The organism is Pseudomonas sp. SM4, from assembly GCF_051913165.1.
Taxonomy (GTDB): Bacteria; Pseudomonadota; Gammaproteobacteria; order Pseudomonadales; family Pseudomonadaceae; genus Aquipseudomonas.
On the sequence record NZ_JBODOE010000010.1, the window covers coordinates 36789 to 58948 of the forward strand.

Annotated in this window: 22 protein-coding genes; 4 read left to right on the forward strand and 18 right to left on the reverse strand. The window is 60.9% G+C overall.

Annotated features, from left to right (window positions below):
• Window positions 1-18: 18 nt before the first annotated feature.
• The 17 genes from ACQ4MY_RS19055 to ACQ4MY_RS19135 all read right to left on the reverse strand — a co-directional run bounded on the left by ACQ4MY_RS19055 (window position 19) and on the right by ACQ4MY_RS19135 (window position 16824).
• Window positions 19-1044: an ABC transporter permease gene (locus ACQ4MY_RS19055; protein ID WP_008081303.1), complete on the reverse strand. Its 1026-nt coding sequence runs from the start codon at window positions 1042-1044 to the stop codon at window positions 19-21.
• The gene (locus ACQ4MY_RS19060; protein WP_440096123.1) at window positions 1037-2593 is read right to left on the reverse strand and encodes a sugar ABC transporter ATP-binding protein; all 1557 of its coding nucleotides are present in this window, start codon (window positions 2591-2593) and stop codon (window positions 1037-1039) included. Before ACQ4MY_RS19060 ends, ACQ4MY_RS19055 begins: the two co-directional genes overlap by 8 nt.
• 8 nt (window positions 2594-2601) lie before the next feature.
• Window positions 2602-3273 carry a methionine ABC transporter permease gene (locus ACQ4MY_RS19065; RefSeq protein WP_008081307.1) on the reverse strand — a complete coding sequence of 224 codons (672 nt, stop codon included), beginning with the start codon at window positions 3271-3273 and terminating at the stop codon, window positions 2602-2604.
• A complete protein-coding gene (locus tag ACQ4MY_RS19070) occupies window positions 3270-4070 on the reverse strand; it encodes a methionine ABC transporter ATP-binding protein (protein ID WP_008081308.1) in 801 nt (266 codons plus the stop codon). The genes ACQ4MY_RS19065 and ACQ4MY_RS19070 overlap by 4 nt, the downstream gene beginning before the upstream one ends.
• On the reverse strand, window positions 4067-4876 hold the full coding sequence (locus tag ACQ4MY_RS19075) for a MetQ/NlpA family ABC transporter substrate-binding protein (RefSeq protein ID WP_008081310.1): 810 nt from the start codon (window positions 4874-4876) through the stop codon (window positions 4067-4069). The genes ACQ4MY_RS19070 and ACQ4MY_RS19075 overlap by 4 nt, the downstream gene beginning before the upstream one ends.
• Window positions 4877-4903: 27 nt before the next feature.
• A complete protein-coding gene (locus ACQ4MY_RS19080) occupies window positions 4904-5950 on the reverse strand; it encodes an isopenicillin N synthase family dioxygenase (RefSeq protein ID WP_440096124.1) in 1047 nt (348 codons plus the stop codon).
• Between the two features lie 266 nt (window positions 5951-6216).
• Window positions 6217-7122: a catechol 1,2-dioxygenase gene (gene catA / locus ACQ4MY_RS19085; RefSeq protein ID WP_008081315.1), complete on the reverse strand. Its 906-nt coding sequence runs from the start codon at window positions 7120-7122 to the stop codon at window positions 6217-6219.
• Window positions 7123-7300: 178 nt separating this feature from the next.
• Window positions 7301-7591, reverse strand: a complete 291-nt coding sequence (gene catC / locus ACQ4MY_RS19090) for a muconolactone Delta-isomerase (protein ID WP_158830252.1) — start codon at window positions 7589-7591, stop codon at window positions 7301-7303.
• Between the two features lie 27 nt (window positions 7592-7618).
• Entirely contained in the window at window positions 7619-8740 is a 1122-nt protein-coding gene (locus ACQ4MY_RS19095; protein WP_008081319.1) for a muconate cycloisomerase family protein, read from the reverse strand.
• Window positions 8741-8762: 22 nt separating this feature from the next.
• The gene (locus ACQ4MY_RS19100; RefSeq protein ID WP_440096125.1) at window positions 8763-9524 is read right to left on the reverse strand and encodes a 1,6-dihydroxycyclohexa-2,4-diene-1-carboxylate dehydrogenase; all 762 of its coding nucleotides are present in this window, start codon (window positions 9522-9524) and stop codon (window positions 8763-8765) included.
• Between the two features lie 196 nt (window positions 9525-9720).
• A complete protein-coding gene (gene benC, locus ACQ4MY_RS19105) occupies window positions 9721-10728 on the reverse strand; it encodes a benzoate 1,2-dioxygenase electron transfer component BenC (RefSeq protein ID WP_440096126.1) in 1008 nt (335 codons plus the stop codon).
• Window positions 10729-10748: 20 nt separating this feature from the next.
• Window positions 10749-11237 (reverse strand): benzoate 1,2-dioxygenase small subunit, encoded by a 489-nt coding sequence (gene benB, locus ACQ4MY_RS19110; protein WP_008081326.1) that lies wholly within the window; start codon window positions 11235-11237, stop codon window positions 10749-10751.
• Window positions 11237-12592: a benzoate 1,2-dioxygenase large subunit gene (gene benA / locus ACQ4MY_RS19115; RefSeq protein WP_440096127.1), complete on the reverse strand. Its 1356-nt coding sequence runs from the start codon at window positions 12590-12592 to the stop codon at window positions 11237-11239. Before benA ends, benB begins: the two co-directional genes overlap by 1 nt.
• A gap of 139 nt (window positions 12593-12731) precedes the next feature.
• On the reverse strand, window positions 12732-13688 hold the full coding sequence (locus ACQ4MY_RS19120; RefSeq protein ID WP_440096128.1) for an AraC family transcriptional regulator: 957 nt from the start codon (window positions 13686-13688) through the stop codon (window positions 12732-12734).
• Window positions 13689-13953: 265 nt separating this feature from the next.
• Entirely contained in the window at window positions 13954-15357 is a 1404-nt protein-coding gene (locus ACQ4MY_RS19125; RefSeq protein WP_440096129.1) for an XAC2610-related protein, read from the reverse strand.
• A 120-nt stretch (window positions 15358-15477) separates the two neighbouring features.
• A complete protein-coding gene (locus ACQ4MY_RS19130; RefSeq protein WP_440096130.1) occupies window positions 15478-16518 on the reverse strand; it encodes a DUF3885 domain-containing protein in 1041 nt (346 codons plus the stop codon).
• An 18-nt stretch (window positions 16519-16536) separates the two neighbouring features.
• The gene (locus tag ACQ4MY_RS19135; RefSeq protein WP_008081335.1) at window positions 16537-16824 is read right to left on the reverse strand and encodes a hypothetical protein; all 288 of its coding nucleotides are present in this window, start codon (window positions 16822-16824) and stop codon (window positions 16537-16539) included.
• A gap of 145 nt (window positions 16825-16969) precedes the next feature.
• Between ACQ4MY_RS19135 and ACQ4MY_RS19140 the strand changes: the two genes are divergently transcribed.
• Both ACQ4MY_RS19140 and ACQ4MY_RS19145 read left to right on the forward strand, forming a co-directional pair.
• Window positions 16970-17806, forward strand: coding sequence for an AraC family transcriptional regulator (locus tag ACQ4MY_RS19140; protein WP_440096131.1), 837 nt, complete (start codon window positions 16970-16972; stop codon window positions 17804-17806).
• Window positions 17807-17860: 54 nt separating this feature from the next.
• A complete protein-coding gene (locus ACQ4MY_RS19145) occupies window positions 17861-18457 on the forward strand; it encodes a LysE family translocator (RefSeq protein WP_440096132.1) in 597 nt (198 codons plus the stop codon).
• A 121-nt stretch (window positions 18458-18578) separates the two neighbouring features.
• On the opposite strand, the gene ACQ4MY_RS19150 is transcribed toward ACQ4MY_RS19145, so the two are convergent.
• On the reverse strand, window positions 18579-19349 hold the full coding sequence (locus tag ACQ4MY_RS19150; RefSeq protein ID WP_440096133.1) for a helix-turn-helix domain-containing protein: 771 nt from the start codon (window positions 19347-19349) through the stop codon (window positions 18579-18581).
• A 219-nt stretch (window positions 19350-19568) separates the two neighbouring features.
• Here ACQ4MY_RS19150 and ACQ4MY_RS19155 point away from each other — a divergent pair, with 219 nt between their 5' ends.
• Both ACQ4MY_RS19155 and ACQ4MY_RS19160 read left to right on the forward strand, forming a co-directional pair.
• The gene (locus ACQ4MY_RS19155) at window positions 19569-21194 is read left to right on the forward strand and encodes an APC family permease (protein ID WP_440096134.1); all 1626 of its coding nucleotides are present in this window, start codon (window positions 19569-19571) and stop codon (window positions 21192-21194) included.
• A gap of 22 nt (window positions 21195-21216) precedes the next feature.
• Window positions 21217-22143: a 4-hydroxyproline epimerase gene (locus ACQ4MY_RS19160; RefSeq protein ID WP_440096135.1), complete on the forward strand. Its 927-nt coding sequence runs from the start codon at window positions 21217-21219 to the stop codon at window positions 22141-22143.
• Window positions 22144-22160: the final 17 nt, after the last annotated feature.

Below are 22160 nucleotides of genomic sequence, written 5' to 3' on the forward strand. Positions count from 1 at the left end.
TCCTTGAATGAAAACGGCTCAACGCGCCCGATGCGCGAGGCCGAAAGTGAACATCAGGGCCAGCACCAGCACCAGTCCCTTGACGAAATCCTGCGCGTAGTACGGCGCGTTGAGCATGGTCAGGCCGTTGAGCAGCGCCGCCACCAGCAGCGCACCGATCAGCGTGCCAAAGGCGTTGGGCTTCTTCGCGCCGAGCACGGCAAAACCGATCAGCGCAGCGCCGAGGGCATCCAGCACCAGACCATTGCCGGAACTGACGTCGCCGCGTCCCAGGCGCGCCGCAAGCAACAATCCACCGAGCGACGCCAGCAGCGACGACAGCACGTACGCCAGCAGTTTGAAGCGCTGCACTGGCGCACCGGCCAACCGCGCCGCCTGCTCGTTGCCGCCGATGGCATAAAACAGCCGCCCAACGCGCGTACGCTCCAGAAACAGCCACACCGCTATCGCGACCACCGCTGCAATCAACACCGGGATCGGCACCACTTCCCACAAGCGTGCGCGCCCCAACGCGAGAAACGCCGCGCTGAACGTGCCTTCGGTTTCTTCGCCATTGGGCAGGGTCATGCCCACGGCAATCGAGCGCCCGCCGGTGGGAATCAACTGCACGCCAATCACCAGGAACATGCTGCCCAGCGTCGCGAGAATGTCCGGCACGCGTAATTTGACGATCAACCAGCCGTTGAGCAGCCCCACCAGCGCACCGCCCGCAAGGCTGATCAACACCGCCGGCACCGCGCCCCAACCGAGCACCACCATCACGTAACTGGCGATCATCAGGCTCATGGCGGCCACCGCGCCGATCGACAGATCAAGGCCGCCGACCGCCATGGTCAGCGTCACACCGAGCGCCAGCAACGCCACAATCGACACCGACTGGAGGATGCTGAACAGGTTGCCGATGCGCAGAAACGCCGGCTCGGCAACGCTGAAAAACATCACGATCAGCGCCAGCAGCCACAACAGGCCATAGCGAATCAGCGCGTGCAGCCAGCGCTCGGCGAAGGCCGGTGGAGTGGACAACAGTGAATTGGAATCAGGCACTCGCTCTGCTCCTTGGCGCGGCATGAAGGGAATGTTGGTTAACCTCGGTGCCGGCCAGTGCGGCCACCAGATCGGCGCGGTTCAACTCGGCGCGCGGGTACTCGGCGGCCACCGCGTGATCGCGCACCAGGAGAATGCGGTCAGCGATCTCCAGGGCCTCGTCGACATCGGCACAAATCACCAGCGTCGCCCGGCCCTGGGCGCTGTCGCGCAGCAGTTGGCCGATTTCGCGGCGGGCGCGCACATCGACGCCCTGGAATGGTTCATCGAGGATCAGCACCCGCCCCTCGCCGAGCAGCCAGCGGCCAAGCACGACTTTCTGCTGATTGCCACCGGACAACGCACTCATCGGTACGTCGATGCCGGCGGTCTTGATCCCCAGCGCGGCAACCTGCGCTTCAACCGCTGCGGCCTCGGCGCGGTTGCGAATGAAACCGCCACGGGTGAAGCGCTCCAGAAACGGCAACGTCAGGGTGCGCCGCAACGAGAAATCCGCCACCAGTGATTGACTGGCGCGGTCTTCGGCGGCGAAGAACACCCCGCTGCGAATCGCCTCGCGGGGCGATCCGGGCTGCCACTCGACACCGCCCAACCGCAGCTGGCCCGCCGCCGCGTTGCGCAGGCCGAACAGCACCTCGGCAATCTCGCTTTTACCGGCGCCGAGCAAACCGGTGAGTACCACCACTTCGTTTTCGTGGAGCGTCAGGTCGAACGCTTGCGCGCGCGGCACAACCTGTATCCCGCGCATCTGCAGCACCGCAGGCCCGGCCACGCGCGGACGGTAAACGTGCTCGCCCAGCGCCTGCCCGAGCATCGCCTCAACCGCCTCCGGCAACTGCCGGGCGCTGAACTCACCGGCCAGTCGACCATCGCGCAGCACGAGCGCGCGATCCGCCACCCGTTGCAGGTCCGACAGCCGATGCGAGATGTACAGAATCGCCACGCCACGGCTGCGCAACGTGTCGATCAAGCCAAACAGGCGCTGCGCTTCGGCATCGGATAACGCCGCCGTCGGTTCATCGAGAATCAGCAAGCGCGGTTGCAGGGCGAACGCCCGAGCGAGCACCACCAGTTGCCGTTCGGCCTGACCGAGATGTTCAATGGGTTGCTCCAACGGCAACGTCAGGCCGAGCCCGGCAGCGATGTGACCGGCACGTTCCAGCAGACGCCGGCGATTGAGCCAGAAGTCAGCTTCCGGCTGGCACAATTCATCGAGCAGCAAATTCTCGGCAACGCTCAATCCCGGAGCGATACCGTCGTTGATCTGCTGGTGCACCGCGACAATCCCGTCCCGCCGTGCAGACAGCGGCGAACTGAATAGTCGCGGCTGCCCCTCAACGAAGATCGCGCCAGTATCAGCACGTTGGCTGCCGGCGAGAATTTTCACCAACGTCGATTTGCCCGCGCCATTGGCGCCCAGCAACGCCACCACTTCAGCCGGATAAATTTCCAGGCTGACCCGCTCCAGTGCCCGGTTCGAACCAAAGGTCTTGCTCAGCTCACGTACCCGAATCAGCGGCTCAGGTGCCACGGCGACAGGTCCACTCATAAAATTCCTTAGCGGCGATGAGCCAGCGAACGCACCAGCCGATCGCCCAGGCTTTGCACGCCTTGAACGAGAATGACCAACACCACGACGGTGGCGACCATCACTTCATTGTTGAAACGCTGATAGCCATAACGGATCGCCAGATCGCCCAGTCCACCGCCGCCGATAACCCCGGCCATCGACGAAAAACCGATCAGCATCACCAGCGTCAGGGTGATCCCCGCGAGCAACGCTGGCAGCGCTTCGGGCAATAGCACTTTGAAAATCACGTGGCGAATGTCACCGCCCATGGCGAGGATCGCTTCGATGCGGCCCTTGTCGACTTCGTCCAGGGCGTTTTCGACGATGCGCGCGAAAAACGGAAACGCACCGATGGTGATCGGCACCACCGCTGCGGTACTGCCCAGCGTGGTACCAACGACCAGACGGGTCAGCGGAATCAACGCAATCAGCATCACCACGAATGGCAGCGAGCGGCCGAGATTGACCAGACTGCTGAGCGCCGCATTGAAACGCGGCATCGGTCGCAATCCATCGCGGCGACTGATAAACAGCAGCACACCCAGCGGTAAGCCGATCAGCAGGGTGAACAGCCCCGCGAGCAGGACCATGTACAGGGTTTCACCGGTGGCGTTGAACACCAGTTGCAGGATTTCATCCCAATTGATCGTGCGGTTCATGACTGCGCCGCCCTTACGCCGTACTGCTTGAGGAAGGTCAGGCCCGGCGCGTCATGGCCCAGCGGCAGTCCGCAGGTCGGCCGTAAGGAACTGCCGAGCGCCGACTGTGGATCGGCCAGCAGCCGTGGCACCGGCCCGGCCTCGACCAATCGGCCGTTGGCCATGAACGCTGCGTGGTCGCAGATCGACTTGACCACGTCGAGCTCGTGGGTGATCAGCACGATGGTCAGGCCCAACTGCCGATTGATGTCGCGCAGCAATTGCAGAATCGACTCGGTGGTTTCCGGGTCGAGGGCGCTGGTGGCTTCGTCCGACAGCAGATACGCCGGCTCCGCTGCCAAAGCGCGGGCGATGCCCACCCGCTGCTTTTGCCCGCCGGACAATTGCGAGGGAAAGGCTTGTGCCTTGTCACTCAGGCCGACCAGTTCCAGCAGCTCGCGAACCCGCACATGGCGCCACGGTTTGCCGACATTGGCGATCTCCAGCGGCACCGCAATGTTGTCGAAGACGTTGCGCGAGTGCAGCAGATTGAAGCCCTGGAAAATCATGCCGATGCGTTGGCGTTGCTCGCGCAATTCGCGCTCGGACAGCGCCAGCAGGTCCACCCCGTCAATCAGGATCTTGCCGCTGTCCGGGCGTTCGAGCAGGTTGAGGCAACGCAGCAGCGTCGACTTGCCCGCCCCGCTACGCCCGAGAATCCCGTAGACCGCACCATCGGGAATGCTTAGCGAGACCTGATCCAGCGCCGGCTGCGTGGCCGACGGGTACGTCTTGCTCACCTGCTCGACGGCGATCATGGCTTGCCGCCCGCCACCGGAATCACCGAGCCGGCAAAGTTATCGGTGATGTATTTGGCGACCTCGGGCGAGGTCAGGTCCTTGGCCAGTTGCGCAATGCGCGGGTCGTGCTCGAGCTTGGGCGTGGTCACCAGAATATTCGCGTAAGGATTGTGCTCGGCTTTCTCCAGACCCAATGCGTCCTTGGCGGGCACCAGGCCGGCGTCCAGCGCGTAGTTGCCGTTGATCACCGCCAGATCGACGTCGTCCAGCGAGCGCGGAATCTGCGGTGATTCGATTTCGAGGATTTTCAGTTGTTTCGGGTTCTCGGCGATGTCCTTGGGCGTTGCCTGATCGGCGGCCGGGTCGTTGAAACCGGGTTTGAGTTTGATCAGTCCGTTGTCCTGCAACAGGTACAAGGCGCGGCTCAGATTAGTGACGTTATTGGGCACGGCGACGGTGCCTTTGACCGGCACGTCGGCGAAGCTTTTGTGCCGGCGGGAATAGATACCCAGCGGTTCGATATGCACCGTGGCCGCCACCGCGAGTTTTTCGCCGAGGGCTTGTTCCTGAGACTTCAGGTACGGCAGGTGCTGAAAGTAATTGGCGTCGACATCGCCGTGTACCAGCAGCTCGTTGGAGTTCACGCCGTTGGGGATTTCGATGACTTTGAGGTTGAGTTGCGGATCGATTTTCTGGATGTACGCGAGGATCTGCGCGTGGGGCACCGGGTCGGCCGCCACGCGCAGCGGTTCCAGCGCCTGCGCCCCGAACGACGTCACCAGCGCGCCGAGGACGGCCAGGGTCAAACCTGCTTTTTTAATCATGTGCAAAGTCCTTGAGCGATGGATGAATCAGGCGGTTTTACGAACAGCTAATGGCGGCAGCAGCGCATCGGCGTAAAAGCGTTGCGCGACATCCGGGTGCGAGCGCAGGCGCCCCTTGAGGTAGTTCCAGCCAACATCGCGGAACAGCGGATTGAGCGGGTCACTGGCCGGCCCGCGTGCCTCGCGCAGCAGCAACGTCGGCAACGGATACAGCGGCACCACAGCATCGAGTTGCGCCCCGAGAAAGAACGCAATCGACAGGCGCTCACTGCCTTCCGGCGGCGACACCACGCGATGCACGGTGGCGCGCAGATAACCGTTGGAGGCCAGTTCGAGCAGTTCGCCGATGTTCACCACCAGGGTGTTTTCACGCGGCAGCGCGTCGATCCAGCGGCCCTCTTCGACCTCGACTTGCAGCCCGGCCTGCTGGTCTTGCAGCAAGAAGCTGAGGAACCCCGAATCCTTGTGCGCGCCGACGCCCTGCTGGCTCGCAGCATTTGCCTGGCCGGGATAGCGCATCAGCTTGATGTGCTCGTTGGGTTGGTCGCCGTAGAGCTGGTCGAAGGCATCGGCGCGCAACGACAGCGCCTGAGCGAAAGCACGCAGCAAGCGCAATGACATGCGCGTCATTGCTTGCTGCCATTCAAGCAGCAAGGGTTTCAGTTCGGGGAGTGCCGCCGGCCATTGGTTGGGGCCTTGCAACCGCGCCCACAGCGGGCTGTCCGCGTTTAGCGGCAGCGCCTCGCGTTCGGCCCCCAGATCAAACTGTTCGCGCTGATCGGGTTGACCGCGAGTGATCTCGGAGGCGGCTCGGTTGTAGCCGCGAAAGTGCGGCGAATTGATCATGCCGACGGCGATTTTCTCGCTGTCGGGCAAGGCAAAGAATTGCCGCGCATGCGCCTGCACTTGCTGGAGCAATGCGCTGTCGATGCCGTGGCCGGTGAGATAGAAGAAGCCGACGTCACGGGCGGCGTGGCGCAGGTTTTCAAGAAATTGGTAACGCTGTTGCGCGGTCCCTTCGAACAGGGACAGGTCCAGCGTTGGCAGAGCGGTGATATCCAAGGTATGCGGCATGATTCACTCCCGTGTGAATCAAACCTGAAGAACCTTTGATCGATTCAGCGTGTGCCGTCATGGCAATCGGGGGTCTATCGGTTTGATGCGTTGATTCGTCGTTGCAGACAAAACTAAACGATCTTAAAAACACCGATCCAATACCTTTTTCGCATTACCTTAGGCCAATCCCGGTAGGAGCTGCCGCAGGCTGCGATCTTTTGATGTTGGTTTTTTAGAAACAGGATCAAAAGATCGCAGCCTGCGGCAGCTCCTACAGTGGGGGGTCAGGCGCGCGGGCGTTGGCTGCGCTGTTCGGCGCTGGCGTCCGGCGCAGCTTGCAGCTGGAAGTCGAACGTGAGTTCGGCGTGACGTCCCGAGGTTTCGCTTTCATGGAAGACGACTTCGCCGACCAGGCCTTCACGGGTGGCGTAGGCAAAGTCATCCCACAAATATTGATCGCCCGACAGGTTGATCTGCGTGGTGAGGTGCCGATGCCCCGGCGCGCTGATGAAAAAGTGCACGTGCGCCGGGCGCTGGCCGTGACGGCCGAGCAGGTTCAGGCATTCCTGCGTCGGGCCCTGCGGGTCGCAGCCGTAACCGGACGGCACGATGCTGCGCACCCGATAGCGGCCCTCGGCGTCGGTGATGATCCGCCGGCGCAGGTTGTACGCGGACTGACTCGGGTCGAAGAACGAATAGGTGCCTCGCGTGTTGGCGTGCCACAGGTCAACGGTGGCGCCGGCCAGCGGTTGGCCGTGAGGATCGAACACCTGGCCTTCAAGCAGCATCTGCGTGGCGACGCCCTCCTCGCTGCCGTCATCCATCCGGCACTCGCCCTCGAACAGTGGCGCGCCGGCCACGTACAGCGGGCCTTCGATGGTACGGGGGGTGCCGCCGGTCAAGCCGATCTGCGCGTCTTTGGCGTCCTGCAGCAGATCAAGGAAATGCTCGATGCCGAGCCCGGCGACCAGCAACCCGGCTTCCGAGCGGCCACCCAGACGATTGAGGTAGTCGACGGCTTTCCAGAATTCGTTCTCGCTGATGTCCAGGTCTTCGATGATTTTCGCGCTGTCCTGCAGCACGCGCAGGACGATGTTTTTCAAGCGCGAGCTGCCGTCGTCGTTGGTGAAACCGGCGGCTTCGGCGAAGAATTTTTGCAACTCGGGGGTGTGGGCAATTTTCACGGTCATGGTGGCTTACCTCATCTTGTTGTTGTGTGAACGCAGTTCTTCAAACCAGGTAAGATCCCTGTGGGAGCTGGCTTGCCAGCGATTGCGGTGGGTCATTCAGCATCGATGGCAACTGATCAATTGCTATCGCTGGCAAGCCAGCTCCCACAGGGTTCAGGAGTGAATCTGGTGTCTGACTTCAGCGGTCGTCGGTGTGGATCGACGACGGATGGCGGCAGAGGCCGTCGATTTCGATGTCCATGTACGGGAACAACGGCAATTGCATCAGCGTGTCGTGCAGCGCTTCGACGCTGGGCACATCGAACACGCTGTAATTGGCGTAGTGCCCGGCGATGCGCCACAGGTGGCGCCATTGGCCTTCGCGTTGCAGCCGCTGCGCCAATTCTTTCTCGTCCGCCTTCAGTCGAGTGGCGACGGCAGGGTCCATGTCGATGGGCAATTTCACGGTCATTTTTACGTGGAACAGCATGGTGGCTCTCCTCTAGTGGTCAACGGCTCAATGGCGGCGAAAACGCGCCAGACGTTGTTCGTCCAGGGTCAGGCCGAGGCCCGGTGTGTGCGGGATGTGCAGATGAAAATCGCGGTACTCGGGCCTTTCGGTGACGATGTCTTCGGTCAGCAGCAGCGGCCCGAACAGCTCGGTGTCCCAAGTCAATTGCTTGAGCGTGAGGAAGGCGTGGGCCGAGGCCAGCGTGCCGACGGAGCCTTCGAGCATGGTGCCGCCATACAACGCGATGCCGGCGGCCTCGGCGATTTGCGCGGTTCTGAGCACGGCGCGGGGGCCACCGTTCTTGGCGATTTTCAGGGCGAACACGCTGGCGGCGCCGTCAGCGGCGAGGCTGAACGCGTCTTCGACACTCTCGATCGATTCGTCGGCCATGATCGGTGCCGGGCTGCGCTGGTTGAGGCGAACCTGCCCTGAGCGGTTGACCCGCGAAATCGGCTGCTCGATCAGGTCGATGCCGTTGTCACCGAGCACCTGGCAACCACGAATCGCCTGGGATTCGTCCCAATACTGGTTGACGTCGACCCGCACACTGGCGCGCTCGCCCAAAGCTTTTTTGATCGCCACGACGTGCTTGAGATCCTGCTCCAGCGGGTTGGCGCCGATCTTCAATTTGAAAATGCGATGACGCCGTGCTTCGAGCATCTGTTCGGCCTCGGCAATGTCGCGGGCGGTGTCGCCGCTGGCCAGGGTCCAGGCCACTTCCAGGCTGTCGCGCACGCGGCCGCCGAGCAGTTCGCTGACGGGCAAACCGAGGCGTTTGCCCTGGGCGTCGAGCAGCGCGCTTTCGATGCCGGATTTGGCGAAGGTGTTGCCCTTGGCGAGCTTGTCGAGCCGCTGCATCGCCGCGTTGATGTTGTTGGCGTCCATGCCGACCAACGCTGGCGCGAGGTGCGCATCAATGTTGGCCTTGATGCTCTCCGGGCTTTCGTAACCGTAGGCAAGGCCGCCGATGGTGGTGGCTTCACCGATGCCTTCAACCCCATCGCTGCAGCGCAGGCGCAGGATCACCAGCGTCTGCTTTTGCATCGTGTGCATCGCCAGTTTGTGCGGGCGAATGGTCGGCAGGTCGACGATGATCGCCGTCAGGGTTTCAATCAGGATTCGCTGCATATCGATGCTCCGTGAGAAGTGCTCAACCAAGGTCGCCGCCACCGACCGGCAAGGTCACGCCGGTGATGTAGGAGGCGTCGTCGGAGGCGAGAAAGAGGATCGCGCCGACCTGTTCATCGAGGCTGCCGTAGCGTTTCATCAGGCTGCTGTCGAGGGTTTGCGCGACAATTTGCTGGTACCAGGCCTGCTCTTGCGGCGACTGTTCGCTGGCGTTGCGCGGGATGCGTCGAGGCGGCGCTTCAGTGCCGCCGGGCGCGGTGGCGTTGACGCGAATACCACGCTCGGCGTTTTCAAAGGCCAGGCACGCGGTGAGTGCGTTGATGCCGCCCTTGGCCGCGCCGTACGGCACACGATTGACGCTGCGGGTGGCGATTGAGGAAACGTTGACGATGGCGCCGCTACCTTGTTTGAGCATGTACGGCAGCGCGGCGTGGCAGCACCACAAGGTCGGGAACAACGAGCGACGCACTTCCGCTTCGATCTGGTCGACCTGGTAGTGCTCGAACGGCTTGGCCCAGATCGTGCCGCCAACGTTGTTGATCAGGATGTCGAGTCGACCGAAAGTGTTGATGGCTTCGGCCATGACCCGGGCGCAATCGGCGTATTGTTCAAGGTCGGCGGTCAGTGCCAGAACGCTCTCGCCTTGCAGTTCGTGAACCAGTTCGGAGCGGTCGACGGCGACCACTTGCGCGCCTTCGCTGAGCAGGCGCTTGCAGACACGGCGGCCGATGCCTTGCGCCGCGCCGGTGACCAGCGCGACTTTGTTGGAGAATCTGTCGTTCATGACAACCTCGACTGAAACAGTTGCTTAAGCACACACAGCCCTTTGTGGCGAGGGAGCTTGCTCCCGCTGGACTGCGCAGCAGGCCCATCTTTTTATGAGGCAAAAGCGAGGGCCGCTGCGCGCCCCGTCGGGGATAAATCCCCTCACCACAGGTGCGGACACACCCACAGGTGATTGCGGGCTCGGTTTATGGAGGTCAGGCCGCTGCGAATTTTTCGTAGTAGAAATTCGTCGGAGTGATGCCCTGCTCGCGGATGTATTGACTGACCGCCTCGACCATCGGCGGTGGCCCGCACAGGTAGACGTCGACGTCGCCGTCGTTGAGGTGGCGCGGTTCGATGTGCTGGGTGACGTAGCCCTTGAGCGGGTGCACGCTCTGCGGGTTGGCCACACAGGCGCCGAAGCTGAAATTGGCGATGCGTGCGGCAAAGGCTTCGAGGCGATCCAGTTCAACCAGATCAAAATCGTTGGTCACGCCATAGATCAAATGCACCGGGTGCGCGCTGCCCTGCTCGGCGATCTTTTCCAGCATCGCGGTGAACGGCGCCAGACCGGTACCACCGGCGAGCAACAGCAGCGGCCGCTTGATTTCGCGCAGGTAGAAACTGCCCAGCGGCCCGGCCAGATTCATGCTGTCGCCGGCCTTGGCCAGGCAGGTGAGGAAGCTGCTCATCAAGCCGCCGGGCACGTTGCGAATCAGAAAGCTGACCTCGCCATCCTTCTGCAACGAGCTGAAGGAATATGCACGACTGTGTTCGCTGCCCGGCACTTGCAGGTTGACGTATTGCCCCGGCAGAAACGCCAGTTTGCTCAGCGCCTCGCCCTTGATCGACAGCGCGATGGTGCTCTCGGACAACTGCCGGACATCGCTGATCGACGCCTGAAAATTGGCCTGTTCGGTTTTGCAGACCTGCGAGCCAACCGGCACTCGCACCACGCAATCGCTTTCGGCGCGCATCTGGCAGGTCAGCACATAACCTTGTGCGAGTTCGTCGGCACTCATGGCGTCTTCGATGAAGTTGTCGCCCATCTCGTAACACCCGGCCTCGGCGAAACATTTGCAGGTGCCGCAGGCGCCGTCACGGCAGTCCAGCGGGATGTTGATGCCTTGGCGATACGCCGCGTCGGCAACAGTTTCATGGCTGCCGGCCTCGATGAAACGGGTGACGCCGTCTTCAAAATTCAGTGCGATCTGGAAATTCATGGTGCACCTCGCCGTGTCGACTAGATGTGGTAGATGTCGATGAGCTGACGGACGTAATCGTTTTTCAGCACGACTTTCTTGGCCTTGATCAGCGGCTGTTCGCCACGCAGATCGAGGGTGTAGAAACTGCTGCCGAAGTAGCTGTCGGTGACCTGATAGCGAAAGCTCAGGGTGTGCCAGTTGAAGCGCACCTGGCACTGGTCGGCGCTGTGCTCGACGATCTCGATGTTGCTCAGGTTGTGCGAGGTGCGGGTGTCGGGAATCGTCGCGCTGGAGCGCTCGGTCTTGATCCGGAAGATGCGGTCTTCGAGGCCACCCCGATTGCCGTACCAGATCAGCGAGATTTCGCTTTGCGGGTCTTCGGTGAGCGTGTCGTTGTCGTCCCAGGCCGGCATCCAGAAAGTCGCGTCGGCGGCGTACAGCTCCAGCCATTGATCCCACTGGCCGTCATCGAGATAACGCGCTTCGCGGTAGAGAAAATCACGCACATTGTCGTAGAGATTGCTCATCACACAGCCTCCACGGGGATCAGTTGTGGCTCGGCGGCAGCGGCTTTGAGCATGGTCTCCTGCCAGTACTTGTGTTGCAGCACGAACAGGCCTTCGTCCTCGGTGCGCATACCGGAGAGCAGCGGTTTCAGGTCGATTTCTTCGGCCGCTGCGTCGGCGCCTTCGACCCAATGGGTCGCGCCTCGGGACATGTCGTTCCAGCCGCGCCCGGCGCCGTAACCGGTCTGGCACGAGCGGAACTCTTCCAGATCATCCGGCGTGGCCATGCCGCTGACATTGAAGAAGTCTTCGTACTGGCGAATACGTTTGGCGCGCGCCTCGGCGCTCTCGCCTTTGGGGGCGATGCAGTAAATGGTGATTTCAGTCTTGTCGACCGAGATTGGCCGGGCGATGCGAATCTGCGAACTGAACTGATCCATCAGATACACGTTGGGGTACAGGCACAGGTTGCGCGAGTTTTCGATCATCCAGTCAGCGCGGGCCTGACCGAAATCCCGAGCGAGTTCGTCGCGGCGCTCGTAGGCCGGACGGTCTTCGGGATTGGCCCAGCGCGTCCAGAGCAGCAGATGGCCGTGATCGAAGGAATAGAAACCGCCGCCCTTCTTCGCCCAACTGCCAGCGCTCATGGTCTTGATCGCCTCGCCCGCTTCGCGTTGCTGGCGCTGGTTCTGGGTGGCGGCGTAGTTCCAGTGCACGGAGCTGACGTGATAACCGTCGGCACCATTTTCGGCAGTGAGTTTCCAGTTGCCTTCGTAGATATAGGAACTGGAACCGCGCAGCACTTCCAGACCGTCCGGCGATTGATCGACGATCATGTCGATGATCTTCGCTGACTCGCCCAAGTGCTCGGTAAGGGATTTCACATCGGCATTCAGGCTGCCGAACAGAAAGCCGCGATAGGACTCGAAACGCGCAACCTTGGTCAGGTCATGCGAGCCTTCGCAGTTGAAGCCTTGCGGGTAACCGGCTTCACTCGGGTCTTTGACCTTGAGCAGTTTGCCGCTGTTGTTGAACGTCCAGCCGTGGAACGGGCAGGTGTAGCTGGAACGGTTGCCGGATTTGTGCCGGCAAAGCATGGCGCCGCGATGGCTGCAGGCGTTGAGAAAAGCGTTGAGCACGCCGTCCTTGTTGCGCGCGATGAAGATCGGCTGGCGCCCCATGGTGGTGGTCAGAAAATCGTTGTTGTTGGGCAGTTGGCTTTCGTGGGCGAGGTAAATCCAGTTGCCTTCGAAGATGTGCGCCATCTCCAGTTCGAACAGACGCGGATCGGTGAACATCTCCCGCTTGCAGCGGTAGGCGCCCTTGTCTTTGTCTTCTTCAAGCATGGCATTGAGGTAGTCGATTCCCAGGGACATGGCCAGGGCCTCCATTGTTATTGTTCAGGCCAGGTCAGATTAGGGAGGCGCAGCACGGGGCAATAGCCGATTCCTGCAGATCGCTATCCGTTTTGTGCAGGACGGCGCGGCAGGTGATTCGGATTGTTTCGAAGGGCGATCAGTGGCGACGTTTGAAGGTGTGCGACGGCAGTTCGCCGAACTGCTGGCGATAGCTTTCGGAGAAACGGCCCAGGTGCAGGAAGCCGTAGTCCAGCGCCAGTTCGGTGAGGTTGCGCACCGGGCAGCTCGGGTCGCTGAGGCAGGCGTGAATGCGCGCAAGCTTGCGTTGACGGATGTATTGCATCGGTGTGACGCCGAGTTGGCGCTCGAACAGGGAGTACAGCGAACGCGGGCTCATGCTCGCTTGTGCGGCCAGATGTTCGGCGGGCAGATCGAGTTTCAGGTTGCGTTCGATGTAATCGAGAATGCGCTCGAAACTGACGCTGGGCGCACTCAGATTTTCGCGGCTGACGTTGGTGCTCATCAGCGAGATCAACTTGCTGCCGATGATCTGCGCGTAATGCTCCTGCACCCGCAACAACGGATCGCTGGCCTCGGCTTCCTGGCAGATCATCGCCAGCAGATTCGTGAAGCCTTCCAGCTCATCCAGCCGATAGTGATTGCGCAGAAAACGAATGCCGTTCGAGGGACGTATCCAGCGCTGCTCGTCACACACCGACTCGAGCACGCTGACCGGCACTTTGAGGATGAATTTCTCGCAGTCATCCGAGTAGGTCAGATCAACCGGATCGTCCGGATTGATCAACAGCAACTCCCCCGGCACCAGATGCTGTTCGCGCTGGTGCCCGCGCCACAGGCAATTGCCTTGCAGCAGGACTTGCAGGTGGTACACGGTTTCCAGCGCCAATGATGTCACGCGAACACTGCCGCCATAGCTGATGCGGGCCAGATCGAGGTCGGCGAGTTTGCGATGGTTGAGGCTGGCTTGCGGATGGGTGGTTTTGGACAGACCGATGAAGTGCTGGCCGACGTGCTGATTGACGTAGTCGGAGACGGCATAAGGGTCAGCGTGACGAAACACGCTGCTGCGGTCGCTCAGCAGATGGCTGTCCATGGGGCGGTGCTCGATCTTGTCGTTATTATGGGTTCACGGTTTTACGGCATCACCGGTCACAGTACGCCGCCGCGCTGAGGCGAGCAATTGGAGCAAGGTTTGGCTATCCGGTAATCGAACACTTTCAGACAACATCACCATCCCGGCCCCCTGTAGGAGCTGCCGAAGGCTGCGATCTTTTGATCTAGGTTTTTAAGATCAAGATCAAAAGATCGCAGCCTGCGGCAGCTCCTACAGGGGGCGACAGGCGTCGAGTAGCATTTGGTCAGGGTTGTTTGCGGTAGACGCCTGTGAGCATGTCCTGAGAGTCGGTCGCGTAGTTGTAAGCGATGACCGCGAAGTTTTTCACCAGTTGAATGTGATACGGGCCGTTTTTTTCCGGTGCCTGCGGTGTCTGCACGATGATCAGGTTATCGGCTGCCATCGGCACGATGTGGTGTTCGGTGACGATTTCTGTCGAGGTTGCCGTGTCTCGCAATTTCACCGTGACTTCCGCCAGTTCCCGGCCTTGGGCATCGCGATCAGGCAGGATCTTCAACGCCAGATCGCCGTCGCGCCCGAGAAAATCGTTACGCACCTGGTAATGACCGCTGCGTTGATCACGGGGGACATCGTAGAGTTTGCCCATCTCCGGCGCCCGCTCTTCATCGTGCAACGAAATCGCCAATTCACGAGCGTCACCCTTCGTCCCGCTGATCCATGTTCCGCTATAGACATAAGGCTCGCTGGTGGCCCGGGTCATGCGCCAGATGCCGGTCTTACGCCCGTCGTCAGCGATTTCAAGCAAGACGACGGTATTATCGACTTCGTCAAAACTGTCGCGAAAACCCAGCAACTTGATCGGCTGGCCATTACCGCCCTTGGTGTAGCGCACTTCGCCGATCAGCACGGCGCCCTGATCCTGATACCAAAGCTCTACCGGGATCTTGCCATTGAGCAGACCACGGAGCATTTGTGGGTCTTCAGTGACCGGGCCCTCCAGACGGGTCTGTTCGTGCCACTGCCCATCCTTCAATTCGCCGGTCGTGCGCAGCATGTAGCCGCGAGGCATGCTGGAGGTGTCATTCCACGTGCTCGGCGAGACCTCTTCCTGAGTGTAGGCGTGGAGGCGAATCAATTGGCCATCGCGCAGGGCCCATTGGGTAGACGTTATCTGACAGCACCCACTGTTCGTTTGCGAATGAAGGGTTCCGTCAGTCGGGTTGACCGTAAACAAGCCGCTGCTGCTCTGCGTTGCCAGATCCGTCAATGCCTCATTGAGCACCCATTGGGGTTTCTGTCCATCTTGCAAATAGACATCGAATCGCGACTGATCGCCTGCCTCGGAGCTGCCGTTGCGAATGACCAGGTCAAGTCGTCCATCGTTATTGAAGTCGATGAAGTTCACCAAACCATAGGGCCCAAGCAGCCACATCAGGCTGTTGTCATCGCGCTGAGTCGACAGGTTCCCGGCCGGAGTGCGCAATTGCTGCAGCGTTTCGAGGGTATGGTGGTCGCGCAACGTAATCAGCGCCGGCACCAGTTGGTAAGGCGTTTCGGGTTCCTGCGGGAACAGCACTTCCACCTGGTATTGACCGCTGGGATCATTGACGGCAAATGACAGTGCCTCGGCTACAACCGGCGCGGCCAGAGACGTGCACAAGAGCACGCCAGTTAAAAGAGAGCGCATCCAAAGCTTCCTTGCCTAAATTCGGGGGCGCAGTGTAACGGCAGGGGACGCTTGTCGCGAGTGCGTGTGGGGGTGCTGTCAGGTGTGGCCTCTTCGCGGACAAGCCTTGCTCGTACACGATCACCCGCCTCTCAAAGCACTGGCGACAAATCCGTGCCCACACTGATCGCAGTAGAAGCCGTCAACCAGTTGCTGGAGTGGAGCCTCTTTCAACAACTCGGCTTTGCATTCATCAACAGCGAGCTGATCAAGGCGTTGATAACCCGCCTTCTCTTCTCCGTTGAAGCGCTTTTTGGGGCTTGCCGCACCTATCAGCAGGGCTTTGGGTCGAACATGAGCGACGCTGCTACAGCGAGGGCAAGGCTCCATCAGGTGCGCGGTGAACACCGCGTCCATTGCCGGCCGGTCGTGATCGAGCAGCCACGCATTGTGCCGACGATAAAGTGCTCCAAGCAGAGCCTTGTTGGGCCCGACCACGTCCATTCCCCGGTCGTCATAGGGCAGGACCATGACCCGCGCTTTCAAGTTGAACAGATAGACCGCGCAATGCAGTGCGGGCGTGATCACGCCGAAGTCTTTGGCCAATGCACACCAGAGCAATGTCTCAAGCAGACTCACCGGGGCCTTAAAGGCAATGTGAACCCAATGCTCCGGTGCGCTTTCGCAGAACCAGTCCGCGGGATCAATCTGCTCACTCCAGACTGAACGTTCTGCAGGGATCGCGACGCCCAGCGTTTGAAGTGTCCGAAGTAACGTGCGATGGGCAAATCGGTTGTTGCCGGAATGAATGCGCAAACAAACCGAACACTCGGATTCCCCTGAGAAGACATCACTGCAGATCATGGCCGACTTGCGCAAGGCGAGCAGGAACCGATCTATCACTGCTCCCGACTCCGAGAGTTGAAAACGCAGTCCTTCGGGTACGGCATAGAACAACGGCCGGGCAAATGCCTGACCTGAAAAAACCTTATCGATTTCAAGTTGCAGATTCAATGAATCCTTCCTGATCAGAACAACTTCGCCATAAAGCTCCTTTGCCCAGATATGCCTGGCAAGGGCTTTGTCAAACTGTGTATCGGCCCCTCCTCCAACAACTCGAATCCCGCTTTCTGATAAATCTTGCGCGCCGCGAAGATGCTGATTGTGGGACCGCTTATCCACTCTATCCTCTGTCATAGACTATTTGCACTTGGCCAACACCACCTGACACGTATTGGGCGTGCCCCCGGAGCGGCCGGCGTAGCGGATGCAGTTGTTCATCGATTTCTGCCGCGCCATGTTCAGGCTGGAGCCCCAGGCGAGGCCGCCCTCGCCGACCGTCGGCAATGCCTTGGCGTAGCAACTGTCGCCGACGCCCGAGGGCGGATAGTGTTTGCGGTTTGAGCAGCCGGCAGTCAGCGTGAGGCTGAGGGCAATCAGGCAGAGCGTGAGCCACGGCGCGCATCGGTGTTGCAGTGGGCCGATCATCGCGTTCACCTGCTGCATGTGGGTGTTGACGTGTAGAGTCTAGCCGTTTGCCGTTGCCCATTTGCACAAATGTTCTAAACGCCGGTGGTCGCTGCGCGGTATTTTATGAGGCCGTATTTGTCGAAGCCGAGCTCAGGAGCCTGCCGTGGATAAACGCAGCTGGATTGATCTGTCCCAGGATGTCGATACCGGGATTGAATCGATTCGCGCGCATTTTCAGGGGCACGCCTACGACCCGCACTGGCATGACAGTTTTCTTGTCGGCGTCACCGAGCAAGGCGTGCAGCAGTTCAATTGCCGCCGCGTGCGTCATCGCAGTACGCCGGGTAACGTGTTCTTGCTGGAGCCGGGGGAGATTCACGATGGGCAGGCGCCGACCGAGGAAGGCTTTACCTATTCGATGCTCTACCTCGATCCGCATTGGCTTGAGCGTGAAATGCATGCGCTGTTCGAAGACGCACCGGCCGACAGTCAGCCTGGCTTTGCCGACACGCTGAGCCAGGATTCGCGCCTTTGCGCCGCCATCGTTCAAGCCTTCCATGCCTTGCATGACGGTGACTTGCGCATCGTTCGCCAGACCGCCATCGACGGTCTGCTGGGCTCGCTGACGCGTCATCTGGACTGGCGCAAACGCCAGGAAATCGATCCGCGCCTGCCACGGGTGGCGCAAGTCGCGCGCGATTATCTGCACGCTTACGTCTACGAGGACATCGGTCTCGATGACCTGGCCCGAGTCTGTGCTATCGACCGTTTTCGTCTGACCCGCGCCTTCAAGGCTGCCTTCGGGCTGGCGCCGCACGCGTACCTGATCCAGTTGCGTCTGGCCAAGGCGCGGCAGTTGCTTGCGCGGGGTGCCACGCCGGTACAGGTCGCCAGCGTGCTCGGCTTTGCCGATCAAAGTCATCTCGGCCGCTGGTTCCGCCGCGCCTATCAACTGACCCCTGCCGACTACCGCAAGCGCTGCTCAAATCTTCCAGACTGACGCGCGTCGACTGGTGATCATGGCTTCCTGTGTTTACTTCCAAGGAGCCCGCCCATGGCGTCATTACTGCCCTTCCTGCTGTTTGCTTTCGTCGCGTCGATCACACCGGGGCCGACCAATATTCTGGTGTTGAGCCACAGCTCGCGTCAGGGGCTGTTCGCCACGCTGCCGATCATTTTGTCTGCTTGCGCGGCGGCGGCACTGATTGTGTTGGTGGTAGGGCTCGGTGCCGGCGAAACGTTGTTGCGCTTTCCGCGCGTGCAGCAAGCCATGGCCTGGGGCGGGGTGCTCTGGTTGAGCTGGCTGGCGTGGCAGATCTTTCGCAGTGCGCCGCCTTCGCTGGATTCGACGGATGCGCCAGATCAAAGCATCAGCGCGATGGGCGCGGCATTGTTGCAACTGGTCAATCCCAAGGTGTGGATGATGGCGGTGGCGGTGGTCAGCGTGTTTGTCGGCGGCGGTGACAAGACGCTGTGGCTGCTGGTGTTGTCGCTGGCCTTTCTGCTGGTGTCGTTGCCGTGCATGACGTTCTGGGCATTGCTCGGTGTCGGCAGCGCACGGTTGTTCGGCACACCGCAGGCGTTCAAGCGGATGAATGCGGCACTGGCGCTGTTACTGCTGCTGTCGGCATGGCTCACCGTCCTCGCCTGAAATCCCCTCTGTAGGAGCTGCCGAAGGCGGCGATCTTTTGATCTTGACCGTAAAAAACAAGATTAAGAGATCGCAGCCTGCGGCAGCTCCTACAGGGGTGCGGTGTGTGAGGGTATGGGCATCAGTGGCCTGTTGCCTGGCGGTACTGGCGCGGGGTGAAGCCGGTCGAGGCCTTGAACTGTCGGGTGAAAGCGCTGTGATCGGTGTAGCCGCATTGCAAGGCTACGTCAGTGATCGGCAGGTCGCTGTGCAGCAAGCGATGAGCGTGTTCCAGGCGCACTTTCTGGATCATCTGCCGGGGCGTCAGGTGGAACACGCGTTTGCAGTACCGCTCCAGTTGCGCCACGGAAATGCCGGCAATCCGCGTCAGTTCAACCAAGGTCACACGGCGATTGAAATGGCCACGGATATGCTCGTCGACGGCGGCCAGCCGCTCGAACGCCGGATGGGTTTCGCTGGCCGATTGCAGATCGACCGAAATCCCCGCCAGACCGATGATCTCACCGTCGCGGTTATATAACGGTTGTTTGTGCGTCAGGCACCAACCCGGTTCGCGACTGCCGTAGAGATGCAGTTCGAGCTGATCCTCCAGTACCCACCCCTCCTCCAGCACTTTGCGATCCTGCTCGGTATACCCAGGCCCCAGTTGCGCCGGGAACACCTGCGCACTGGTTTTGCCGAGCAACGGGCGCAGATCCTTCAGGCCGCAACGCTGCACCAACGTGCGGTTGGCAAGCACGTAACGCGCTTGCACATCCTTGATGAAAATCACCGCGTTGGGAATCACGTCGAGCATCGGCAACAGCTGCGCGGCGCCGGCCAGTAATGCTTCAAGGGTGTGCGGGCGATTGCCGTCAACGCCTTGGGACAGCATCGATAACGCGCTATGCATCAAGGTTGCTCCCCTGTCGAAGGTTAAGCCGGGCGGCATTTGCCTGCAGATTGCAGGATCGTCCCGACCGTGTCGAGGGCCGCGTTTGATCGGTGCAATTGTGCTGATTTCGTCATCGAACCGGCGATAAAACATCAATCGCCGCCCGCCTGTTCGGTTCAAAGTCTGGCCCCAGTGACACCCCACTGCCTATCCAATAACTCACAAGAAGGCGATGCCATGTCAGGCCAAGGCAAGTTCAAAAAACAGCTTTCACTGATCGACCTCACATTTATCGGACTCGGAGCGATCTTCGGTTCCGGCTGGTTGTTCGCGGCCAGTCATGTGTCCGCGATTGCCGGGCCGGCAGGGATCTTTTCCTGGCTGCTGGGCGGTTTTGCCGTGTTGTTGCTGGGCATCGTCTACTGCGAACTGGGCGCCGCGCTACCGCGTGCCGGCGGCGTCGTGCGTTACCCGGTTTACTCCCACGGGCCACTGCTCGGCTACCTGATGGGCTTCATCACGCTGATCGCCTTTTCCAGTCTGGTGGCGATCGAAGTGGTTGCTTCGCGCCAATACGCGGCGGCATGGTTTCCCGAGCTGACCCAGGCGGGCAGCGGCAACCCGACGATCCTCGGCTGGATGCTGCAGTTCGGTCTGCTCTGCGTGTTTTTCCTGCTCAACTACCGCAGTGTGAAAACTTTCGCCAAGGCCAACAATCTGGTCAGCGTGTTCAAGTTCATCGTGCCGCTGCTGGTGATCGGCGTGCTCTTCACCTTCTTCAAACCGGCCAACTTCCACGTGCAAGGTTTCGCCCCGTTCGGCTTGTCCGGTATCGAAATGGCAGTGTCGGCGGGTGGCGTGATTTTCGCTTATCTGGGGCTGACACCGATCATCTCGGTGGCCAGTGAAGTGAAGAATCCGCAGCGCACCATTCCTATCGCGCTGATCCTCTCGGTGCTGCTGTCGACGTTGATTTATGTGCTGCTGCAAATGGCCTTTCTCGGCAGCATCCCCACCGAAATGCTCGCCAATGGCTGGGCCGGGATCAGCAAGGAATTTTCCCTGCCGTACCGCGACATCGCCCTGGCACTGGGCGTCGGTTGGCTGGCCTATCTGGTGGTCGCTGACGCGGTGATCTCGCCAAGCGGTTGCGGCAACATCTACATGAACGCCACGCCGCGCGTGATTTACGGCTGGGCGCAGACCGGCACCTTCTTCAAAGTCTTCACCCACATCGACGAAAAGTCCGGCATCCCGCGTCCGGCACTGTGGCTGACCTTCGCCCTGTCGGTGTTCTGGACGCTGCCGTTTCCGTCGTGGGAAGCGCTGATCAACGTGGTCTCCGCCGCGCTGGTGCTGAGCTACGCCGTGGCGCCGGTGTCGGTGGCTGCACTGCGCCGCAATGCGCCGAACATGCCGCGTCCGTTCCGGGTCAAGTGCATGGGCGTGCTCGGGCCGGTGTCATTCATCATCGCCGCGCTGATCGTCTACTGGTCGGGCTGGAACACCGTGTCGTGGCTACTCGGCCTGCAAATTCTGATGTTCGTTGTGTACCTGCTGTGCGGCCGTTTCGTGCCGACCGCTCACCTCAATCTGGCCAGCCAGGTGCGCTCCTCGGCGTGGTTGATCGCCTTCTACGCGGTGACCATCGTGCTGTCGAAACTCGGCACCTTTGGTGGCCTCGGCATCCTCGTTCATCCGTTCGACACCATTGTCGTCGCCGTTTGCGCCACAGGCATTTATTACTGGGGCGCCGCGACCGGCGTGCCGGCGCACCTGCTGCGCCTTGAAGAGGACGACGAAGAAAGCGAAGTCGCCGCTCCCGCTTCGACCGTGACCGCGCGCCCTGCCGGCGCCTACTGAAATCATCCAACGGGATCTCTTCATGAAAAAACTACACGTCATTGATTCCCATACCGGCGGTGAACCCACGCGTCTGGTGATGGCAGGGTTCCCCGATTTGCCCGGCAATAGCATGGTGGAAAAACGCGACGCCCTGCGCAATCAGCATGACGCTTGGCGCCGCGCCTGCCTGCTGGAACCGCGCGGCAACGATGTGCTGGTCGGCGCGTTGTATTGCCAACCGGTGTCGCCGGACGCCACGTGCGGGGTGATTTTCTTCAACAACGCTGGTTACCTCGGCATGTGCGGCCACGGCACCATCGGCCTGATCAATTCATTGCAATACCTGGGAAAAATCCAACCCGGCGTGCACAAGATCGACACGCCCGTCGGCCCGGTCAGCGCCACGTTGCATGACGACGGCTCGGTCACGCTGGGCAACGTCCCCGCTTATCGGCATCGCAAACAAGTGCCGGTGGACGTACCGGGATTCGGCCGCGTCTTCGGCGACATCGCCTATGGCGGCAACTGGTTCTTTCTCGTTTCCGAACACGGCCAGACGCTGACGATGGACAACGTCGAACACCTCACGACTTACACCTGGGCAATGCTCAAGGCCCTCGAAGACCAAGGCATTCATGGCGAAGACGGCGCGGTGATCGACCACATCGAACTGTTCGCCGATGACACCAACGCCGACAGCCGCAACTTCGTCATGTGCCCCGGCAAAGCCTACGACCGCTCCCCGTGCGGCACCGGCACCAGCGCCAAACTCGCCTGCCTCGCTGCCGACGACAAGCTGCAACCCGGTGTGACCTGGGTGCAGGCGAGCATCACCGGCAGCCAGTTCGAAGGCCGCTTCGAATGGGAGGGCGAACGCATTCGCCCATTCATCACTGGCCGCGCCTACATGACCGCCGACAGCACCTTGCTGATCGACGAAGCAGACCCGTTCGCGTGGGGCATCTGAGCCACCGCGCAGACTTT

Coding starts and splice junctions, on each gene's coding strand:
- ACQ4MY_RS19060 (WP_440096123.1), bottom strand. CDS start 2,593: ATGAGTGGACCTGTCGCCGTGGCACCTGAGCCGCTGATTCGGGTACGT.
- ACQ4MY_RS19065 (WP_008081307.1), bottom strand. CDS start 3,273: ATGAACCGCACGATCAATTGGGATGAAATCCTGCAACTGGTGTTCAAC.
- ACQ4MY_RS19070 (WP_008081308.1), bottom strand. CDS start 4,070: ATGATCGCCGTCGAGCAGGTGAGCAAGACGTACCCGTCGGCCACGCAG.
- ACQ4MY_RS19075 (WP_008081310.1), bottom strand. CDS start 4,876: ATGATTAAAAAAGCAGGTTTGACCCTGGCCGTCCTCGGCGCGCTGGTG.
- ACQ4MY_RS19080 (WP_440096124.1), bottom strand. CDS start 5,950: ATGCCGCATACCTTGGATATCACCGCTCTGCCAACGCTGGACCTGTCC.
- catA (WP_008081315.1), bottom strand. CDS start 7,122: ATGACCGTGAAAATTGCCCACACCCCCGAGTTGCAAAAATTCTTCGCC.
- catC (WP_158830252.1), bottom strand. CDS start 7,591: ATGCTGTTCCACGTAAAAATGACCGTGAAATTGCCCATCGACATGGAC.
- ACQ4MY_RS19095 (WP_008081319.1), bottom strand. CDS start 8,740: ATGCAGCGAATCCTGATTGAAACCCTGACGGCGATCATCGTCGACCTG.
- ACQ4MY_RS19100 (WP_440096125.1), bottom strand. CDS start 9,524: ATGAACGACAGATTCTCCAACAAAGTCGCGCTGGTCACCGGCGCGGCG.
- benC (WP_440096126.1), bottom strand. CDS start 10,728: ATGAATTTCCAGATCGCACTGAATTTTGAAGACGGCGTCACCCGTTTC.
- benB (WP_008081326.1), bottom strand. CDS start 11,237: ATGAGCAATCTCTACGACAATGTGCGTGATTTTCTCTACCGCGAAGCG.
- benA (WP_440096127.1), bottom strand. CDS start 12,592: ATGTCCCTGGGAATCGACTACCTCAATGCCATGCTTGAAGAAGACAAA.
- ACQ4MY_RS19120 (WP_440096128.1), bottom strand. CDS start 13,688: ATGGACAGCCATCTGCTGAGCGACCGCAGCAGCGTGTTTCGTCACGCT.
- ACQ4MY_RS19125 (WP_440096129.1), bottom strand. CDS start 15,357: ATGCGCTCTCTTTTAACTGGCGTGCTCTTGTGCACGTCTCTGGCCGCG.
- ACQ4MY_RS19135 (WP_008081335.1), bottom strand. CDS start 16,824: ATGATCGGCCCACTGCAACACCGATGCGCGCCGTGGCTCACGCTCTGC.
- ACQ4MY_RS19145 (WP_440096132.1), top strand. CDS start 17,861: ATGGCGTCATTACTGCCCTTCCTGCTGTTTGCTTTCGTCGCGTCGATC.
- ACQ4MY_RS19150 (WP_440096133.1), bottom strand. CDS start 19,349: ATGCATAGCGCGTTATCGATGCTGTCCCAAGGCGTTGACGGCAATCGC.
- ACQ4MY_RS19155 (WP_440096134.1), top strand. CDS start 19,569: ATGTCAGGCCAAGGCAAGTTCAAAAAACAGCTTTCACTGATCGACCTC.
- ACQ4MY_RS19160 (WP_440096135.1), top strand. CDS start 21,217: ATGAAAAAACTACACGTCATTGATTCCCATACCGGCGGTGAACCCACG.